Source organism: Vibrio sp. CDRSL-10 TSBA, assembly GCA_039696685.1.
GTDB lineage: Bacteria > Pseudomonadota > Gammaproteobacteria > Enterobacterales > Vibrionaceae > Vibrio.
In genome coordinates this window covers 3,116,187-3,131,655 of the sequence record CP155566.1, presented here as the reverse complement: position 1 = coordinate 3,131,655, position 15,469 = coordinate 3,116,187, and the positions used below count along the sequence as shown (strand labels likewise).

Below are 15,469 nucleotides of genomic sequence, written 5' to 3'. Positions count from 1 at the left end.
TAAGTGATAAGGTTACATCGCCAAACACAACCTTACACAAACTACCGTTTTCATGCCGAATCATACTTTCCTATCCTCGTTCTGGGAAGGCTTTCATGTCGTAAAGTCTGTACAAACGTCTTCTCTCATCACGATTACTCTCCAACCCAGCACGACTGCTCGATGTTCATGTGGGCAACATGTTCAAGCCATACATGATTATCAGTGGCGCACGATTAAGGAAGCGACGATTCTCGGCGTACCCGTCGAGCTATCCCTACAAACAAGGCGTATAAAGTGCCCTGACTGCGGTATCAAAACCGAATCTATTTCTTGGCTTGAACCTTTTGCTCGCCTGACTAACCGCTTAAGACGTTACATTGAGCAGTTGCTGCCTCTTCTTCCTATCAAACATATCGCCCAGATGACGGGGGTTCATTGGCATACGATTAAGGCGATAGATAAACGTCGGCTACAACATGCGGTGCCAGAGGTTAACTGGGCAGAGCTGAGACAGCTGGTCATGGATGAGTTTGCTCTCTTCAAGGGACATCGTTATGCCACTGTTATCGCGGATGCTAAGACGCATCAAGTGCTTTGGATAGGCGTTGGACGCAGCCGAAAAGATATCCGTCCCTTCTTTGAATTACTCGGTGAGCATGGCCAGAACATAGAAGCGGTTGCAATGGATATGAATACGGCTTTCGACCTCGAAGTGCAGCGACATTGTCCTAACGCCCGCATTGTGTACGATTTATTCCATGTGGTCGCAAAATTTGGTCGGGAAGTGATGGATAGAGTCAGAGTTGACCAAGCTAATCAACTCAAACAGGACAAGAAAGCGCGCCAATGGGTGAAACGTTCACGCTGGGTTTCTCCTCAAAAACAGAGGTAATTTAGACAGTAAACAGGAGAGCTATCTGAGTGAGATACTGAGTATGAACAAAGACTTAATGGTGACGTATTTACTTGGCTCTCAGCTAAAAGAGTTATGGAGGTGCGAGTCAGAAAGCGAAGCGGAAGACTTATGGGACGTATGGTGGGAGCAAGTTCAAGAAAGCGGGATCAAGCCGCTTATGGACTTCGCGAGAAAGCTCAAACCGTATCTTCATGGCATCGTTGCTTCTGCAAGCTACCCACTCAATACCTGTACGCTCGAAGGGATAAACAACAAGATAAAGTTAATCAAACGAATGGGCTACGGCTACCGAGATATCGATTACTTTTTTTTAAAGATAAAAGCGGCTTTCCCCGGAAAGCCGCGATGAACCCAAAAAAAGCGTTGCGATTGCAACGCTTTTTACCGGTCATTTTAACCGGCCATTGTTACAGATCACTTTTGCCGGTTAATGGCGACGACGCAGGCGCTGATGCACGCCGCGGCGCAGACTCTGGAAGGTATTCTCGACTTTGTCGACCCCGTACAGCACACTCAGCACCAGCACAGTGATCATCACTGACTGCGTCATATAGCCAAGACCAATCATCAGGCCGAGCGCCGCCAGTACCCAAATTACCGCGGCTGAAGTCACGCCATGAATCTTACCATCCTGGGCCATCATCACCCCGGCACCGAGAAAACCGACCCCGGTAATGATTTGACCCAGTACCCGCGCCTGATCAAGCGTATTGGGTGACAGCGAGACGGCCATGGCCATAAACAGGTAAGTGCCGGAGATAATCAGAATCGAGGTGCGAATACCGACTGGTTTACCGCGTGTCTGGCGTTCGACGCCAATCAGGAAACCGTTGATGGCACAACACATCAGCGCAGGCCAACTGAACGGCCCGAAATCAAACAAAAAATCCAGCGCAGACATGTCGCCCTCCACAGATGCTGGGAAAGGGCGAAGTATGCGTTTTATTGCGTTGGGATGCGAATAAAAGCTTTTAGTGGTGTGGATAAAAAACGCTTGTGAAGCCTGGTCTGGCGCGCTTATTCCAGATGGAGGTCGAGCGGAGTTTTGCTCTGGCGGCCGCCGATTTCACGGGTCAGTTTGGGCACCAGATAGCCGGATACCCGGGTCATGACTTCCGCCATAATCGCTTTCGCCTGCTGGTCGCTGATAAAGAAATGGGCGGCGCCCTGTACTTTATCCAGCACGTGCAGGTAATAGGGCAGAATGCCTGCATCAAACAGGGTTTCGCTCAGTTCTACCTGGGCGTCGGCATTGTCATTGACTCCTTTCAGCATCACCCCCTGGTTGAGCAGGGTCACATTGACCGCGCGCAGACGGGCCATCTGCTGTTTCAGTTCGAGGTTAATTTCGTTGCCATGATTGATATGGGTCACCATGATGACCTGCAAACGGGTATTGGCGAGCAGATCGACCAGTTGATCGGTAATGCGGGCCGGGATCACCACCGGCAGACGCGAATGAATGCGCAGCCGTTTGATGTGCGCAATGGCACCAATCGCATCAATCAGCCAGGCCAGTTCATGATCTTTGGCCATCAGCGGATCGCCGCCGGACAGGATTACTTCATTCAGCTCCGGATGCGCGGCGATATAGTCCAGGCTTTGTTGCCAAGTGGTTTTGTTGCCCTTGTTATCGGCATAAGGAAAATGGCGCCGGAAACAGTAGCGGCAGTTAATCGCACAGCCGCCTTTGACGATCAGCAGCGCGCGGTTACGGTACTTATGCAGCAGGCCGGGCGTGGTGTTGTTCTGCTCTTCGAGTGGATCGCTGGAGTAGCCGGCATGCACTTCAAACTCTTCACTGAGCGGCAAAACCTGGCGTAGCAGCGGGTCGTACGGATTGCCTTTTTGCATCCGATCGACAAAACTTTGCGGTACGCGCTGTGCGAACAACTGACGTGCTGCAAATCCGTTTTGCCAGGGCTTGGGATCGATCTCGAGCTGCTGGAGTAACTGCGCGGGATCGGAGATCCCATTCGCAAGCTGTTGGATCCAGTTTTGCTCAACAGATTCGACTTTTCGGGTTATGATGTGCGGCATTAAACTTTAACTCGAAGAATGTAAGAGGAAATAATGGCTACTGTTAGCACGAATGAATTTAAAGGCGGTCTTAAAATTATGCTTGATAATGAGCCTTGTGTCATTCTCGAAAACGAGTATGTAAAACCAGGCAAAGGTCAGGCGTTCAACCGCGTACGAATCCGTAAACTGCTTTCTGGTAAAGTTCTGGAAAAAACATTCAAGTCTGGTGACACTGTTGAAGTAGCCGACGTAATGGATATCGATCTGGACTACCTGTACAACGACGGTGAGTTCTACCACTTCATGAACGCTGAAACGTTCGAGCAGATCCCGGCGGATCTGAAAGCTGTTGGCGAAAACGCAAAATGGCTGGTAGAGAACAACACTTGTACTCTGACCCTGTGGAACGGTAACCCAATCACGGTAACTCCGCCAAACTTTGTTGAGCTGGAAGTGACTGAAACTGACCCGGGTCTGAAAGGTGATACTCAGGGCACCGGCGGTAAGCCAGCGACTCTGAACACCGGCGCAGTAGTACGCGTTTCCTCTGTTCATCCAAATCGGTGAAGTCATCAAAGTCGACACCCGCAGCGGTGAATACGTAAGCCGCGTGAAGTAAGCTTGGCTTAATGAAAAAACCAGCGCTCAGGCGCTGGTTTTTTGTTTTTAAAACTCAGTGTTGAGCACTGAACTAAATCATCAGGATAAACACTACCGCTAATACGCTGAACAGCGCGGCGATGCCGTAGCAGGCAATCTTACCGACCACGCCTGTGTGCAGTTTGAGATCATGCATGCCGTGATGAACGCGGTGCATGGCGTGCCACATCGGCAGCGCGATAGTGGCGATGACAAACAGGGCCCCGATAATGCTGGTGGCAAAGTCCGCGACGCGCTCATAGCTCAGGGCTGCGCTGTCAATCACGCCAAGTGGCACCAGAATACCGAGTACCAGAATGGTGATCGGAGTGACCATGGCAAACCAGGTGCCGCCGGCACCGAACAATCCCCACCATACCGGTTCGTCTGAACGTTTTGGATTGGTATTAATCACAGCAGGCTCCTTACACCAGAATGAGAACAATCAGTGAGATCACCGCCACCGCGGCCCACTGAGTGGCAACGATGACTCTCTTTTCTACCAGTTTGCCTTTGAGGCGAATCGGCATCACCTGCGGCACCATGGAGAAAAAGGTCTGTGCGTGCAGTAAACTGCCGGCCAAAGCCACGATGTTGATGGCTACGACAACCGGATGGGCCATAAAGGCCAGCCAGCTGTGCCAGGCATCAGCACCTTTGACCAGCGATGCAAGGCCAATCAGCATAAACAGCGTGAACAGAATCAGCGGCAGTACCGTCGCTTCGCGCAGCATGTAGAAGCGGTAAAACGGATGATTCTGCCACCAGGTGCGTTTTACTTCACGCACATAAGGTTTACGGTTCGTCATCATCAGGCCTCCTGTGTTTTCACTGAACCGTCCGGCTTCAGCATCGCGATAACAAAATCCATCGATGACTCGACTTTACCCTGGTTGACGGCGGCAGCCGGATCGACATGTTTCGGACACACTTCCGAGCAGTAGCCGACAAAGGTACAGCCCCAGGCACCATTTTCACCATTAATCAGCTTCATCCGTTCAGCTTTGCCGTGGTCACGGCTGTCAAGATTGTAACGATGAGCCAGAGTCAGCGCTGCCGGACCGATAAATTCCGGATTGAGGCCGAACTGAGGGCAGGCGGCGTAACAAAGGCCGCAGTTGATACAACCGGCGAACTGTTTGTACTTTTCCATCTGCTGCGGGGTTTGCAGGTTGGTGCCGTCTTCCGGTTTACGGTCGTTGCCGATGATGTATGGCTTGATGGCTTCGAGACGCTCGATAAACGGCGTCATGTCGACAATCAGGTCTTTTTCAATCGGGAAATTGGCCAGCGGCTCGATCTTGACCCCGTTCGGGTAGTCACGCAGGAAACTTTTACATGCCAGTTTCGGCACGCCGTTAACCATGATGCCGCACGAGCCGCAGATCGCCATCCGGCATGACCAGCGGTACGAGAGCTCTTTATCGAGATGGTCTTTGACGTAACCAATCGCATCGAGGACCGACATGGTCTCATCGAACGGCACTTCAAACGCCTGCAGATACGGCTCATTGTCACGCGCCGGGTCGTAACGCAGAATTTCGACTTTCTGAATTCGGTTCGCTGACATTAGTTCTGCTCCTCTGCAATCTGCGCGGCTTCTGCGGCGGCGGCTTTTTCGGCCGCTTCACCGTACAGGCGGGCTTTCGGTTGCGACTTGGTAATAGTGACCGGGCTGTAGTCGATCTTCGGTGCGGCGCCGTGCTGATAATAGGCCAGTGAGTGACGCAGGAAGTTGACGTCATCCCGTTCGGTACAGCCTTCATCCAGACGCTGGTGGGCACCGCGTGACTCTTTGCGCAGAATCGCGGAATGAACCATGGCTTCGGCCACTTCCAGGCCGTAACCGACCTCAATGGCGTACAGCAGGTCAGTGTTGAACACCTTACCCTGGTCTTTGATGCTGATATGCTGGTAGCGCTGTTTCAGTTCGGCCAGCTTGTCGATGGTTTGTTGCATCAGATCCTGCTCGCGGTAAATACCACAGCCGGCTTCCATCGCATGGCCCATTTCCGTGCGGATATCGGCCCAGTTTTCATCGCCCTGCTGATTGAGCAGAGCCTGGATACGCGCTTCCACGGCTTCGACCTGCTGCGCAATGGCACTGTCATTCCAGCCCTGGAACGAGGCGGCGCGCTGCACGGCGTGTTCACCGGCGACGCGGCCAAACACCACGAACTCAGCCAGTGAGTTGGAGCCGAGTCGGTTGGCGCCATGCAGGCCGACGGACGCACATTCCCCGACCGCAAACAGGCCGCGGATACGGGTTTCACACTGGCCGTTGGTTTCAATACCGCCCATGGTGTAGTGCACGGTTGGGCGAATCGGGATCGGCTCTTTGGCCGGGTCAACGTTGACGTATGCCTTGGCCAGTTCACAGATGAACGGCAGACGCTCCTGCAGATACTCTTCACCCAGATGACGCAGATCGAGATGGACCACATCGCCGAGCGGATGCTTAATGGTGTTGCCTTTTTGCTGCTCGTGCCAGAAGGCCTGTGACACTTTGTCACGCGGGCCAAGTTCCATGTATTTGTTTTTCGGCTGGCCGACCGGCGTTTCCGGCCCCATGCCGTAATCCTGCAGGTAGCGGTAGCCATTTTTGTTGACGATAATCCCGCCCTCACCACGACAGCCTTCAGTCATCAGGATACCGGTGCCCGGCAGGCCGGTCGGGTGGTACTGGACAAACTCCATGTCGCGCAGTGGTACGCCGTGGCGATAGGCCATCGCCATACCGTCACCGGTAACGATACCGCCGTTGGTATTACAGTGGTAAACCCGGCCGGCACCACCGGTGGCCAGGACGACGGATTTGGCTTTGATAGTAACCAGTTCACCTTCGGACATGTGAATTGCGATCAGGCCCTGGACTTCACCGTCCACCACCAGCAGATCAACCACAAAGTACTCATCAAAGCGTTTGATTTGCGGATATTTCATTGAGGTCTGAAACAGGGTGTGCAGCATATGGAAGCCGGTTTTATCGGCGGCAAACCAGGTGCGCTCGACTTTCATGCCCCCGAAACGGCGCACGTTGACTTCGCCGTTTTCTTTACGGCTCCACGGGCAGCCCCACTGTTCCATCTGGATCATTTCACGGGTCGAGTTGGCGACAAAGTATTCCACCACGTCCTGTTCGCACAGCCAGTCGCCGCCGCCGACCGTGTCGTTAAAGTGGTTGTCTAAGCTGTCTTCTTCTTTGACCACCGCTGCTGAGCCGCCTTCGGCTGCCACGGTATGGGAACGCATGGGATAGACTTTGGAAATCAGTGCGACTTCTAAATTCGGGTTCGCTTCGGCTGCGGCAATTGCCGTACGAAGACCAGCGCCGCCAGCGCCGATGACTGCGATATCTGTGGTGAGAGTTTGCACAGTTATCCTCCGGTGTATTGAGATTTGGGCGAGGCCGGACACGAGCCTCTTAATTATAATCAGCAGCGGGTTGGCTTCGGGAAAGAGACGGGAGCTGGCACTCGCTGCGCACCACCTGTACCTAAGTGGTAGAGCTAGTGTAGAAGAGGCCAGCGGGGCAAATATTGATTCGGTTGGACTTTTGTGGCGGTATTGCACATGCGAGCATATTTAATGCCGCAGGTGTGAGTTTGATCACGTCACTGTTTGGAATTTGTTCTCCAGCAGGTAGAATTGGCGGCTTGTGCGTTTGGAAGAAGAACGAAGATGAGCCAGCCAGAGTGGATGCCCACTGCATCAATCCAGCAACTTAAGCAGCGTGCCGCGCTGCTGAATACTATCCGGCAGTTTTTTGCTGCCCGTGATGTCCTTGAGGTCGATACGCCGGCCATGAGTCACGCTACGGTGACTGACGTCCACCTGCATACTTTTCAGACCGAGTTTGTCGGGCCAGGTTATGCCGATGGCGGGCAACTGCATCTGATGACCAGCCCGGAGTTCCACATGAAACGCCTGCTGGCCGCCGGCAGCGGTTCGATTTACCAGATAGGTAAAGCATTTCGCAATGAAGAGAAACGGCCGTTACCACAACCCGGAATTTACCATGCTGGAGTGGTACCGGGTCGGATTTGACCATCACATGCTGATGGATGAAATGGATGCGCTGCTGCAACTTGTGCTTGGCATCGGCGCCGCTGAGCGCATGACGTATCAGCAGGCGTTTATCACTGTCCTCGGCGTCTGTCCGCTGCAAGGCAGTATGGCGGAACTTAAACTGGCGGCGGCGAAACTCGGCCTGAGTGATATTGCTGAGCCGGAGCAGGATCGCGATACCCTGCTGCAACTGCTGTTCAGTATTGGCATCGAGCCGCACATCGGCCAGCAGGTGCCGGCGTTTGTGTATGACTTTCCGGCCTCTCAGGCGGCGCTGGCCAAAATTAACCCGCACGATGCGCGGGTGGCTGATCGGTTCGAGGTCTATTTTAAAGGCATTGAGCTGGCTAACGGCTTCCATGAACTGGATAACCCGGCCGAGCAACTGGCACGTTTTGAGGGCGATAATGCCAAGCGTTTAGAAATGGGACTGACGGCGCAGCCGATCGACTACCATCTGATTGCGGCGCTGCAGGCCGGACTACCACCGTGTGCCGGCGTTGCGCTCGGTATTGATCGCCTGATCATGCTGGCACTGGGTGAAGATCATATTGATAAGGTGACGGCGTTTCCGTTTCCACGCGCGTAAAGCCCGGTCACGGACGGCGGATCCCGGTAACATCCGGGATCAATTTCGTGGCCTGGGTCAGGGATTCTGCGCGCTAAGCGCTCGCGTCATGCGGGCAACCTCGCTATACTCCTTGACTGTTTTGAACCACCATTGCAAGAGCACAGGATATGCAAGAATACATTGAGTTTTTTCAACAGAACATGATCCTATCGTTGGCCTGGGTAGGTATTTTGGTGGCGTTGATCGTTACCACGTTTAAATCCGCTACGGCCGCATACAAAGAAGTGAGTGCCTCTCAGGTTACTCAACTGATGAACCGTGAAAATGGTGTGGTGGTCGATATTCGTACCAAAGACGAATACAAACGTGGCCATATTACTGACTCAGTTCACATTTTACCGTCAGACATCAAAGCCGGTAATCTGTCTGCCCTTGAAAGTCATAAATCAGACCCAATCATTGTGGTATGCAAGACCGGTCAGACTGCGCGTCAAAGCGCTGAGCTGTTAGCCAAAGCAGGATTCGAAAAAGTGAATCTGCTGAAAAATGGCCTGGTAGCCTGGAACGAAGCGAATCTGCCGCTGGTACGTGGCAAGAAGTAATTCCGGGGCAACAAAACACGGTTGTAATGGTGGCGGTGGTGCTGGTTACAAACTCAGCACCCACTCGCACCGGATGTGACGACTGGCACGGAATGACGCATCGTTTCTAATGCCGCAGCGCGCTCTCGGTTAGTCTCACCACCATTATGACCCGAATTTATCTGTATTAAGGACAAAATCATGGCTGAAGCAGCACAACAACAAGCTCCGCAACAAAACTTCGCAATTCAACGTATCTACCTGAAAGATGTGTCGTTTGAAGCACCGAACTCGCCAACCATGTTCCAGAAAGAGTGGAACCCGGATGTTAAACTGGATCTGGATACTCAGAGCCGTGAACTGGGCGAAGGTGTATACGAAGTCGTGCTACGTCTGACTGTGACAGTGAAAAACGAAGAAGAGAACGCGTTCCTGTGTGAAGTACAGCAAGCGGGTATCTTTACTGCTGAACAGATGGAAGCCGGTCAGCTGGCTCATTGCCTGGGTGCATTCTGCCCGAACATCCTGTTCCCGTACGCACGTGAAACTATCTCAAGCCTGGTGGTAAAAGGTACTTTCCCACAACTGAACCTGGCACCAGTTAACTTTGATGCTCTGTTCATGAACTACCTGCAACAGCAGGCAGGTCAGGAAGAAGCGCAAGCGTAATCGCTGCCGTTTTCTGACTCATCCGGGCCGGCGGTGCGACAACCGGCGGCTTATTGAATGCACAACGCACTGACACACCAAGGTGCGGTGTGCATTTTTGTTTTCACTCAGGGAAAACAGACGAATGCGCCTGCACCTCGCGCTGTTTTGGGTATAGAATAACAAAACCGATGACCAAGGCCCGGGCTTTGGTGCATCTGAGCATAGCTATCAGGCGGAACAATGAGCGATTCACAAACAAATAATGCCTACGGTAAAGCGATTTCAATGAGCGTGATCGGTGCGGGCTCTTACGGTACCTCACTGGCGATTTCTCTGGCTCGTAACGGAGCGAACGTGGTGTTGTGGGGACATGATCCTGAGCACATGGCACGTCTGGAAGCCGATCGGGCTAACCATGCCTTTTTGCCGGGCATCGATTTCCCGCCCTCTCTGATCATTGAAGCCGATTTGCAAAAGGCGGTGCAGGCGAGTCGTGATTTGTTGGTCGTCGTACCCAGCCATGTGTTCGGTATTGTGCTGAACAGCCTGCAACCTTATCTGCGCGAAGATACCCGTATCTGCTGGGCAACGAAGGGGCTGGAGCCGGAAACCGGCCGTCTGCTGCAGGATGTGGCCCGTGAAGTACTGGGGGATAACCATCCGCTGGCGGTGCTGTCCGGTCCGACGTTTGCCAAAGAGCTGGCAATGGGCATGCCGACGGCGATTTCAGTCGCCTCGTCTGATGCTGAGTTCCTTGAGCAGCTGCAGGAGAAAATCCACTGCAGCAAGACGTTCCGCGTCTATGCCAACAGTGATTTCACCGGCTTGCAGCTGGGCGGTGCGGTGAAGAAACGTGATTGCGATTGGTGCCGGGATGTCGGATGGCATCGGGTTTGGTGCCAATGCGCGTACGGCGCTTATCACCCGCGGTCTGGCGGAAATGAGCCGCCTAGGCGCTGCACTGGGCGCGCAGCCGGAAACCTTTATGGGCATGGCTGGTCTTGGCGATCTGGTGCTGACCTGTACTGACAATCAGTCACGTAACCGCCGTTTTGGTCTGGCGCTTGGCCAGGGCAAAGATGTCGATACCGCACAGGATGAAATCGGTCAGGTGGTTGAAGGTTACCGCAACACCAAAGAGGTGTGGCTGCTGGCACAGCGTATGGGTGTGGAAATGCCAATCGTTGACCAAATTTATCAGGTATTGTATCAAGGCAAAGACGCGCGTCTGGCCGCTCAGGACTTATTGGCGCGCGACAAGAAAGCAGAACGAGAATGATCACCACCAAGCTGCTTGGTAGAATTTTGAAGGATTAAAAGAGCTGCGCGGTACGCCGTTGTGCCGAACACAGCCAGAGGCAGAGTGAATAATGAAACAGTGTGCACAAAGTAAAGTTTGGCAGACCATAGTACAAGAAGCCCGTGAGCAGGCAGAGCAGGAGCCGATGCTGGCCAGTTTCTACCATGCGACCATTATTAAGCATGACAGCCTGGCGGCTGCGTTGAGCTACATCCTCGCTAACCGTCTGGAGACAGCGTCGATGCCGGCGATTGCGGTACGGGAGGTGGTCGAGGAAGCATTTAAATCAGACCCGGCTATTGCTGAAGCCGCCGCATGTGACATTTGCGCCACGGTCAACCGTGACCCGGCGGTGTCGATGTATTCTATGCCGCTGCTGTACCTTAAAGGCTATCATGCCCTGCAGGGCCACCGCGTAGCCAACTGGTTGTGGAAGCAAGGACGCCAGGCACTGGCAACCTATATGCAGAACCAGATTTCTGTCGCGTGTCAGGTGGATATCCACCCGGCGGCGAAAGTCGGGCGCGGCATCATGCTGGATCACGCCACCGGCATTGTGATCGGTGAAACGGCGGTGGTCGGCGACGACGTGTCGATTCTGCAGGACGTCACGCTGGGTGGTACCGGTAAAGAGAGCGGTGACCGTCACCCGAAAATCCGTGAAGGGGTGATGATCGGTGCCGGAGCGAAAATTCTCGGTAATATCGAAGTCGGCGAGGGCGCTAAAATTGGCTCTTGTTCGGTGGTGCTGCAACCTGTGCCGCCACACACGACAGTCGCCGGGGTGCCGGCGCGTATCGTCGGACGGCCAAAAACCCAGAAGCCGTCACTGGATATGGATCAGCAGTTCAACGGCCGTACCCAGACGTTCACCGGCGGAGATGGCATTTAAGCTTGCCTGACCTTAAGTGGTAGAAAATCTGCCTGGGTTGACACCCAAGGCTAAAACGAAAAAAGGATGATGCCCGGCATCATCCTTTTTGTTTGGTGTTCAGTTGGTGTGGCTTATGCCATTGCATCCATTTCCGCAATCACTTCTTCTGCCCAGTTGATCCAGGCCTGGCGAAGCAGCAGATTACGGCGCAGCGTGAGACGCTCAAGACGTTGCTGCTTATCCATTACCGCCGGATTGGCGTAGTAAGCCGACTCAATTTCTTTGTAGTGAGTCACCAGCTTACGGGATTCTTCAATCAGCTCGCCCAGTTGAGCCCGGTAAGGTTTCTGCAGGCTGAACGGCACAAGCCATCAATTTAGCACTGAATTCATCCCTTACTGTCGGATGCGCGGTCGGCTGGTCGAACCATTCGCCCAGAGCGCTGCGGCCTGCGTCCGTAATTGAATAAACTTTACGGTCAGGTTTGCCTTCCTGAGGTTCCAGGACACAAGTTACCAGGCCCTGCTGACCCATTTTATTCAGTTCACGGTAGACTTGTTGGTGGCTGGCTTTCCAGAAATAGCCAATGCTCGCAGAAAACTCTTTGGTGATATCGTAGCCGGTTGCATCGCGAGTGCTAAGAACAGTAAGGATAACGTGTGGTAATGACATGTCTTCAATCCAAATGGTTAATAAACTTTTTACACCAGATTCAGCCATCGTGGGTACTCTGCGGTACTCTCTGATGCAGTGCCTGATTCTGGTCAGCAGAAATCTGCTGTCATGTCACCTTAAAGCCGTTTATCACCTAGGGTTGATACTCTACGTATCGCTCTGCGACTTGTTGTTATTAAATGCCGTCATCGAGCAGCAGTAGTATATCTAAATAATAAGCATAAAGTAGAATACAATACGGTTTTCAAATGAAAAACTGATATTATTCTCAATAAGATTATCAAGTAAAACAAAAGACCGCAAAAATGCGATCTTTTGTTAATTTTTAGAATTTCATACTGGCGATTAGCCGGTGTTACGCATGCCAGCGGCAATACCTGCGATGGTCACCATCAGGGCTTCTTCCAGTTCCGGATCCGGCTGTTCACTCTGACGGGTACGGTACAGCAGTTCAGCCTGCAGCATGTTGAGCGGCTCAACGTAGATGTTACGCAGGCGAATCGACTCATGGCCCCATGGGTCGCTCTGCATCAGGTTCTCGTTGTTTTCCACGTTCAGCACGGTCTTGATGTCTTTCTGCAATTGATCGCGCAGACGCTGACCAAGCGGACGCAGTGGTTCATCCACCAGACGCTCGTCGTAGTAACGGGCAATATCCAGGTTACACTTGGTGTACACCATTTCCAGCATACCGAGACGGGTTGAGAAGAACGGCCACTCGCGACACATCTCTTCCAGCTGTGCCTGGTAACCCTGATCGATGGCGTGCTGAATCGCTTCGCCGGCACCAAGCCAGGCTGGCAGAACCAGACGGTTTCTGGCTCCAGGAGAAGATCCACGGAATCGCACGCAGACTTTCCACGCCGCCATTCGGGTTACGTTTCGCCGGGCGTGAACCAAGCGGCAGTTTGCCGAGCTCCAGCTCAGGCGTTGCCTGACGGAAGTAAGGGACGAAGTCCGCTTCACCACGTACGACCGCACGGTAAGCCGCGCAGGAAACGTCTGACAGCACTTCCATCAGATCGCGCCATTCCTGTTTTGGCTCCGGAGGCGGCAGCAGGTTGGCTTCCAGAATCGCACTGGCGTAGACGTTGAAGCTGTTGACCGCCACGTCCGGCAGACCGAGTTTAAAGCGGATCATTTCACCTTGCTCAGTTACGCGCAGGCCACCTTTCAGGCTCTTTGGCGGCTGAGACAGCAGTGCGGCGTGCGCCGGCGCACCACCACGACCGATAGTACCGCCGCGGCCATGGAACAGGGTCAGTTCAACACCGGCTTCTTCGGCGACTTTAACCAGGGATTCCATCGCGTGGTACTGTGCCCAGCCCGCCGACATCACACCGGCGTCTTTGGCTGAATCGGAGTAGCCGATCATCACCATCTGGTGGTTCTGGATAAAGCCGCGGTACAGGTCGATGCTCATCAGCTGGGTAATCACGGCTTCGGCGTTATTGAGGTCGTCGAGCGTTTCAAACAGCGGACACACATCGAGGCGGTAAGGACAGCCGCATTCTTGCAGCAGCAGATGGACTGCCAGCACGTCAGACGCAGTGCGCGCCATGGAAATCACGTAGGCACCAAAGGCTTCACGTGGCTGAGACGCGATGATCTTACAGGTATCGAGAACTTCTTTAACCGGCGCTGAAGGTTCCCAGTCGCGCGGCAGCAGCGGGCGTTTAGAGGCCAGCTCGTTAGTCAGGAAGGCAATCTTGTCCTGCTCACTCCACTGGTCGTAATCACCGATGCCCAGATAACGGGTCAGTTCAGACAGCACATCAGAGTGACGGGTACTTTCCTGACGGATATCAAGGCGTACCAGGTGCACGCCGAAACGCTTTCACGCGGCGCAGGGTGTCGAGCAGTGAGCCATCGGCAATCACGCCCATGCCACATTCGTGCAGTGACTGGTAACAGGCGTACAGCGGCTCCCACAGTTGACTGATGTTACGCAGCGGCGCTTTAACCGCCAGTTGCTGGCCGTGCACTTTGGCATCAAGAATTTCCAGCGTTTCCTGCAGGACCGAACGCACTCGTTTCAGAATGGCGCGGTACGGTTCGTGTTCTTCTTCACCCGCCAGGTCGCGAACTGTGTCGTTACACTTGGTCATCGACAGTTCGGAGATCAGCTCATTGATATCACCCAGATACAGGTCCGCCGCTTTCCAGCGTGACAGCAGCATCACTTCACGGGTGATGGTGTGAGTGACAAACGGGTTACCGTCACGGTCGCCACCCATCCAAGAGGAGAAATGGACCGGACGGGCATCGATAGGCAGCCCTTCGCCGAGGTAGTTTTTCACGCTGACGTCCAGTTCGCGCAAAAATTCAGGTACCGCCTGCCAAAGTGAGTTCTCAACCACAGCGAAGCCCCATTTGGCTTCATCAAGCGGAGTCGGGCGCTGTTTACGGATAACATCAGAGTGCCAGCCCTGAGCGATCAGCTGTTCCAGACGACGCTCGGTTTTAAGGCGCTCTTTGGACGAAAGATCGCTCAGCTCAAGTTTCGATAAACATTCATTAATCTTAACCAGATTATTGATCATGGTGCGACGGGTGATTTCCGTCGGGTGTGCGGTCAGAACCAGCTCAATATTAAGATCACGTACCGCCTGTGCAGTATCGAGTTTGCTGACGCTGTTGTCGCTCAGTTTGCTGAACAGATCGTGAATTGCGTCAGGTTCACACACATGCTCTTCGCAGTGACGCGAAATGGTGTGGTACTGATCGGCAATGTTGGTCAGGTTCAGAAACTGGTTAAACGCGCGGGCAACCGGCGTTAACTGATCATTGTTCAGGCTTTTAATCTCTTCAATGAGATTATCGCGGTCGGCTTGATTGCCGGCGCGGGCAGATTTGGAAAGTTTTCGGATGGTTTCCACTTTCTCTAAAATAACGTCACCGCTGGCATCCTGAATTGTCTGCCCCAGAAGGCGACCAAGCATGCTCACGTTACTTTTGAGCGCGGCGTATTTCTCGTTCATTGTCATCCTGCCTTGTAAAAAAATTACATCCATTGTTCTTTTCTTAAGTACACAATCTAACTATGTTTGTCCACTACAGTCAAACCCGACATACTAAAATTCCATTTATGCCGCTGAGCAATCATTTGAACACTTGTTAAGTCAAATCCCCAATTTTGTTGAAAATTTCTTACAAAAACCCCTGAGCGAATAAAATCTGCTCAGGGGCT

Annotated in this window: 9 protein-coding genes and 6 pseudogenes; 7 read left to right on the top strand and 8 right to left on the bottom strand. The window is 53.2% G+C overall.

Annotated elements, in window-relative coordinates; translation table 11 throughout:
* The first annotated feature begins 52 nt into the window (after positions 1-52).
* Positions 53-1,247 (top strand): annotated as a pseudogene (locus tag ABDK09_22285) (ISL3 family transposase).
* Between the two features lie 78 nt (positions 1,248-1,325).
* On the opposite strand, the gene ABDK09_22280 reads toward ABDK09_22285, so the two are convergent.
* Positions 1,326-1,799 (bottom strand): MgtC/SapB family protein, encoded by a 474-nt coding sequence (locus tag ABDK09_22280; protein ID XAW89396.1) that lies wholly within the window; start codon positions 1,797-1,799, stop codon positions 1,326-1,328.
* A gap of 116 nt (positions 1,800-1,915) precedes the next feature.
* Entirely contained in the window at positions 1,916-2,938 is a 1,023-nt protein-coding gene (epmB, locus tag ABDK09_22275; GenBank protein ID XAW89395.1) for an EF-P beta-lysylation protein EpmB, read from the bottom strand.
* 33 nt (positions 2,939-2,971) lie between these two features.
* On the opposite strand from epmB, the pseudogene efp reads away from it, so the two are divergent.
* A pseudogene (gene efp, locus ABDK09_22270) lies at positions 2,972-3,539 on the top strand (elongation factor P).
* Positions 3,540-3,611: 72 nt separating this feature from the next.
* Here efp and frdD read toward each other — a convergent pair.
* Genes frdD through frdA form a run of 4 tightly spaced genes read right to left on the bottom strand, consistent with a single transcriptional unit; the run spans position 3,612 to position 6,934 of the window.
* Positions 3,612-3,974 carry a fumarate reductase subunit FrdD gene (frdD, locus tag ABDK09_22265; GenBank protein ID XAW89394.1) on the bottom strand — a complete coding sequence of 121 codons (363 nt, stop codon included), beginning with the start codon at positions 3,972-3,974 and terminating at the stop codon, positions 3,612-3,614.
* A 10-nt stretch (positions 3,975-3,984) separates the two neighbouring features.
* Positions 3,985-4,368, bottom strand: a complete 384-nt coding sequence (gene frdC / locus ABDK09_22260) for a fumarate reductase subunit FrdC (GenBank protein ID XAW90801.1) — start codon at positions 4,366-4,368, stop codon at positions 3,985-3,987.
* A gap of 2 nt (positions 4,369-4,370) precedes the next feature.
* Positions 4,371-5,129 carry a succinate dehydrogenase/fumarate reductase iron-sulfur subunit gene (locus tag ABDK09_22255; protein ID XAW89393.1) on the bottom strand — a complete coding sequence of 253 codons (759 nt, stop codon included), beginning with the start codon at positions 5,127-5,129 and terminating at the stop codon, positions 4,371-4,373.
* Entirely contained in the window at positions 5,129-6,934 is a 1,806-nt protein-coding gene (frdA, locus tag ABDK09_22250) for a fumarate reductase (quinol) flavoprotein subunit (protein ID XAW89392.1), read from the bottom strand. The genes ABDK09_22255 and frdA overlap by 1 nt, the downstream gene beginning before the upstream one ends.
* A gap of 306 nt (positions 6,935-7,240) precedes the next feature.
* On the opposite strand from frdA, the pseudogene epmA reads away from it, so the two are divergent.
* The 5 genes and pseudogenes from epmA (at position 7,241) to cysE (ending at position 11,622) form a co-directional block, all read left to right on the top strand.
* Positions 7,241-8,216 (top strand): annotated as a pseudogene (gene epmA / locus ABDK09_22245) (elongation factor P--(R)-beta-lysine ligase).
* A 149-nt stretch (positions 8,217-8,365) separates the two neighbouring features.
* Complete coding sequence (locus tag ABDK09_22240) at positions 8,366-8,800, top strand: rhodanese-like domain-containing protein (GenBank protein ID XAW89391.1); 435 nt, start codon at positions 8,366-8,368, stop codon at positions 8,798-8,800.
* Positions 8,801-8,980: 180 nt separating this feature from the next.
* Positions 8,981-9,448, top strand: a complete 468-nt coding sequence (secB, locus tag ABDK09_22235; GenBank protein ID XAW89390.1) for a protein-export chaperone SecB — start codon at positions 8,981-8,983, stop codon at positions 9,446-9,448.
* Between the two features lie 222 nt (positions 9,449-9,670).
* A pseudogene (gpsA, locus tag ABDK09_22230) lies at positions 9,671-10,709 on the top strand (NAD(P)H-dependent glycerol-3-phosphate dehydrogenase).
* Positions 10,710-10,800: 91 nt separating this feature from the next.
* Positions 10,801-11,622, top strand: coding sequence for a serine O-acetyltransferase (gene cysE / locus ABDK09_22225; protein ID XAW89389.1), 822 nt, complete (start codon positions 10,801-10,803; stop codon positions 11,620-11,622).
* A gap of 113 nt (positions 11,623-11,735) precedes the next feature.
* Here cysE and ABDK09_22220 read toward each other — a convergent pair.
* Together ABDK09_22220 and ppc are read right to left on the bottom strand one after the other, a co-directional pair.
* Positions 11,736-12,276, bottom strand: a pseudogene (locus ABDK09_22220) (PadR family transcriptional regulator).
* Positions 12,277-12,624: 348 nt separating this feature from the next.
* Positions 12,625-15,260: pseudogene (gene ppc, locus ABDK09_22215) on the bottom strand (phosphoenolpyruvate carboxylase).
* Positions 15,261-15,469 lie beyond the last annotated feature (209 nt).

What these genes read in the sequence shown, in the direction of transcription:
- ABDK09_22280 (XAW89396.1), bottom strand. Translation starts at nt 1,799, where the DNA reads ATGTCTGCGCTGGATTTTTTGTTTGATTTCGGGCCGTTCAGTTGGCCT.
- epmB (XAW89395.1), bottom strand. Translation starts at nt 2,938, where the DNA reads ATGCCGCACATCATAACCCGAAAAGTCGAATCTGTTGAGCAAAACTGG.
- frdC (XAW90801.1), bottom strand. Translation starts at nt 4,368, where the DNA reads ATGACGAACCGTAAACCTTATGTGCGTGAAGTAAAACGCACCTGGTGG.
- ABDK09_22255 (XAW89393.1), bottom strand. Translation starts at nt 5,129, where the DNA reads ATGTCAGCGAACCGAATTCAGAAAGTCGAAATTCTGCGTTACGACCCG.
- ABDK09_22240 (XAW89391.1), top strand. Translation starts at nt 8,366, where the DNA reads ATGCAAGAATACATTGAGTTTTTTCAACAGAACATGATCCTATCGTTG.
- secB (XAW89390.1), top strand. Translation starts at nt 8,981, where the DNA reads ATGGCTGAAGCAGCACAACAACAAGCTCCGCAACAAAACTTCGCAATT.
- cysE (XAW89389.1), top strand. Translation starts at nt 10,801, where the DNA reads ATGAAACAGTGTGCACAAAGTAAAGTTTGGCAGACCATAGTACAAGAA.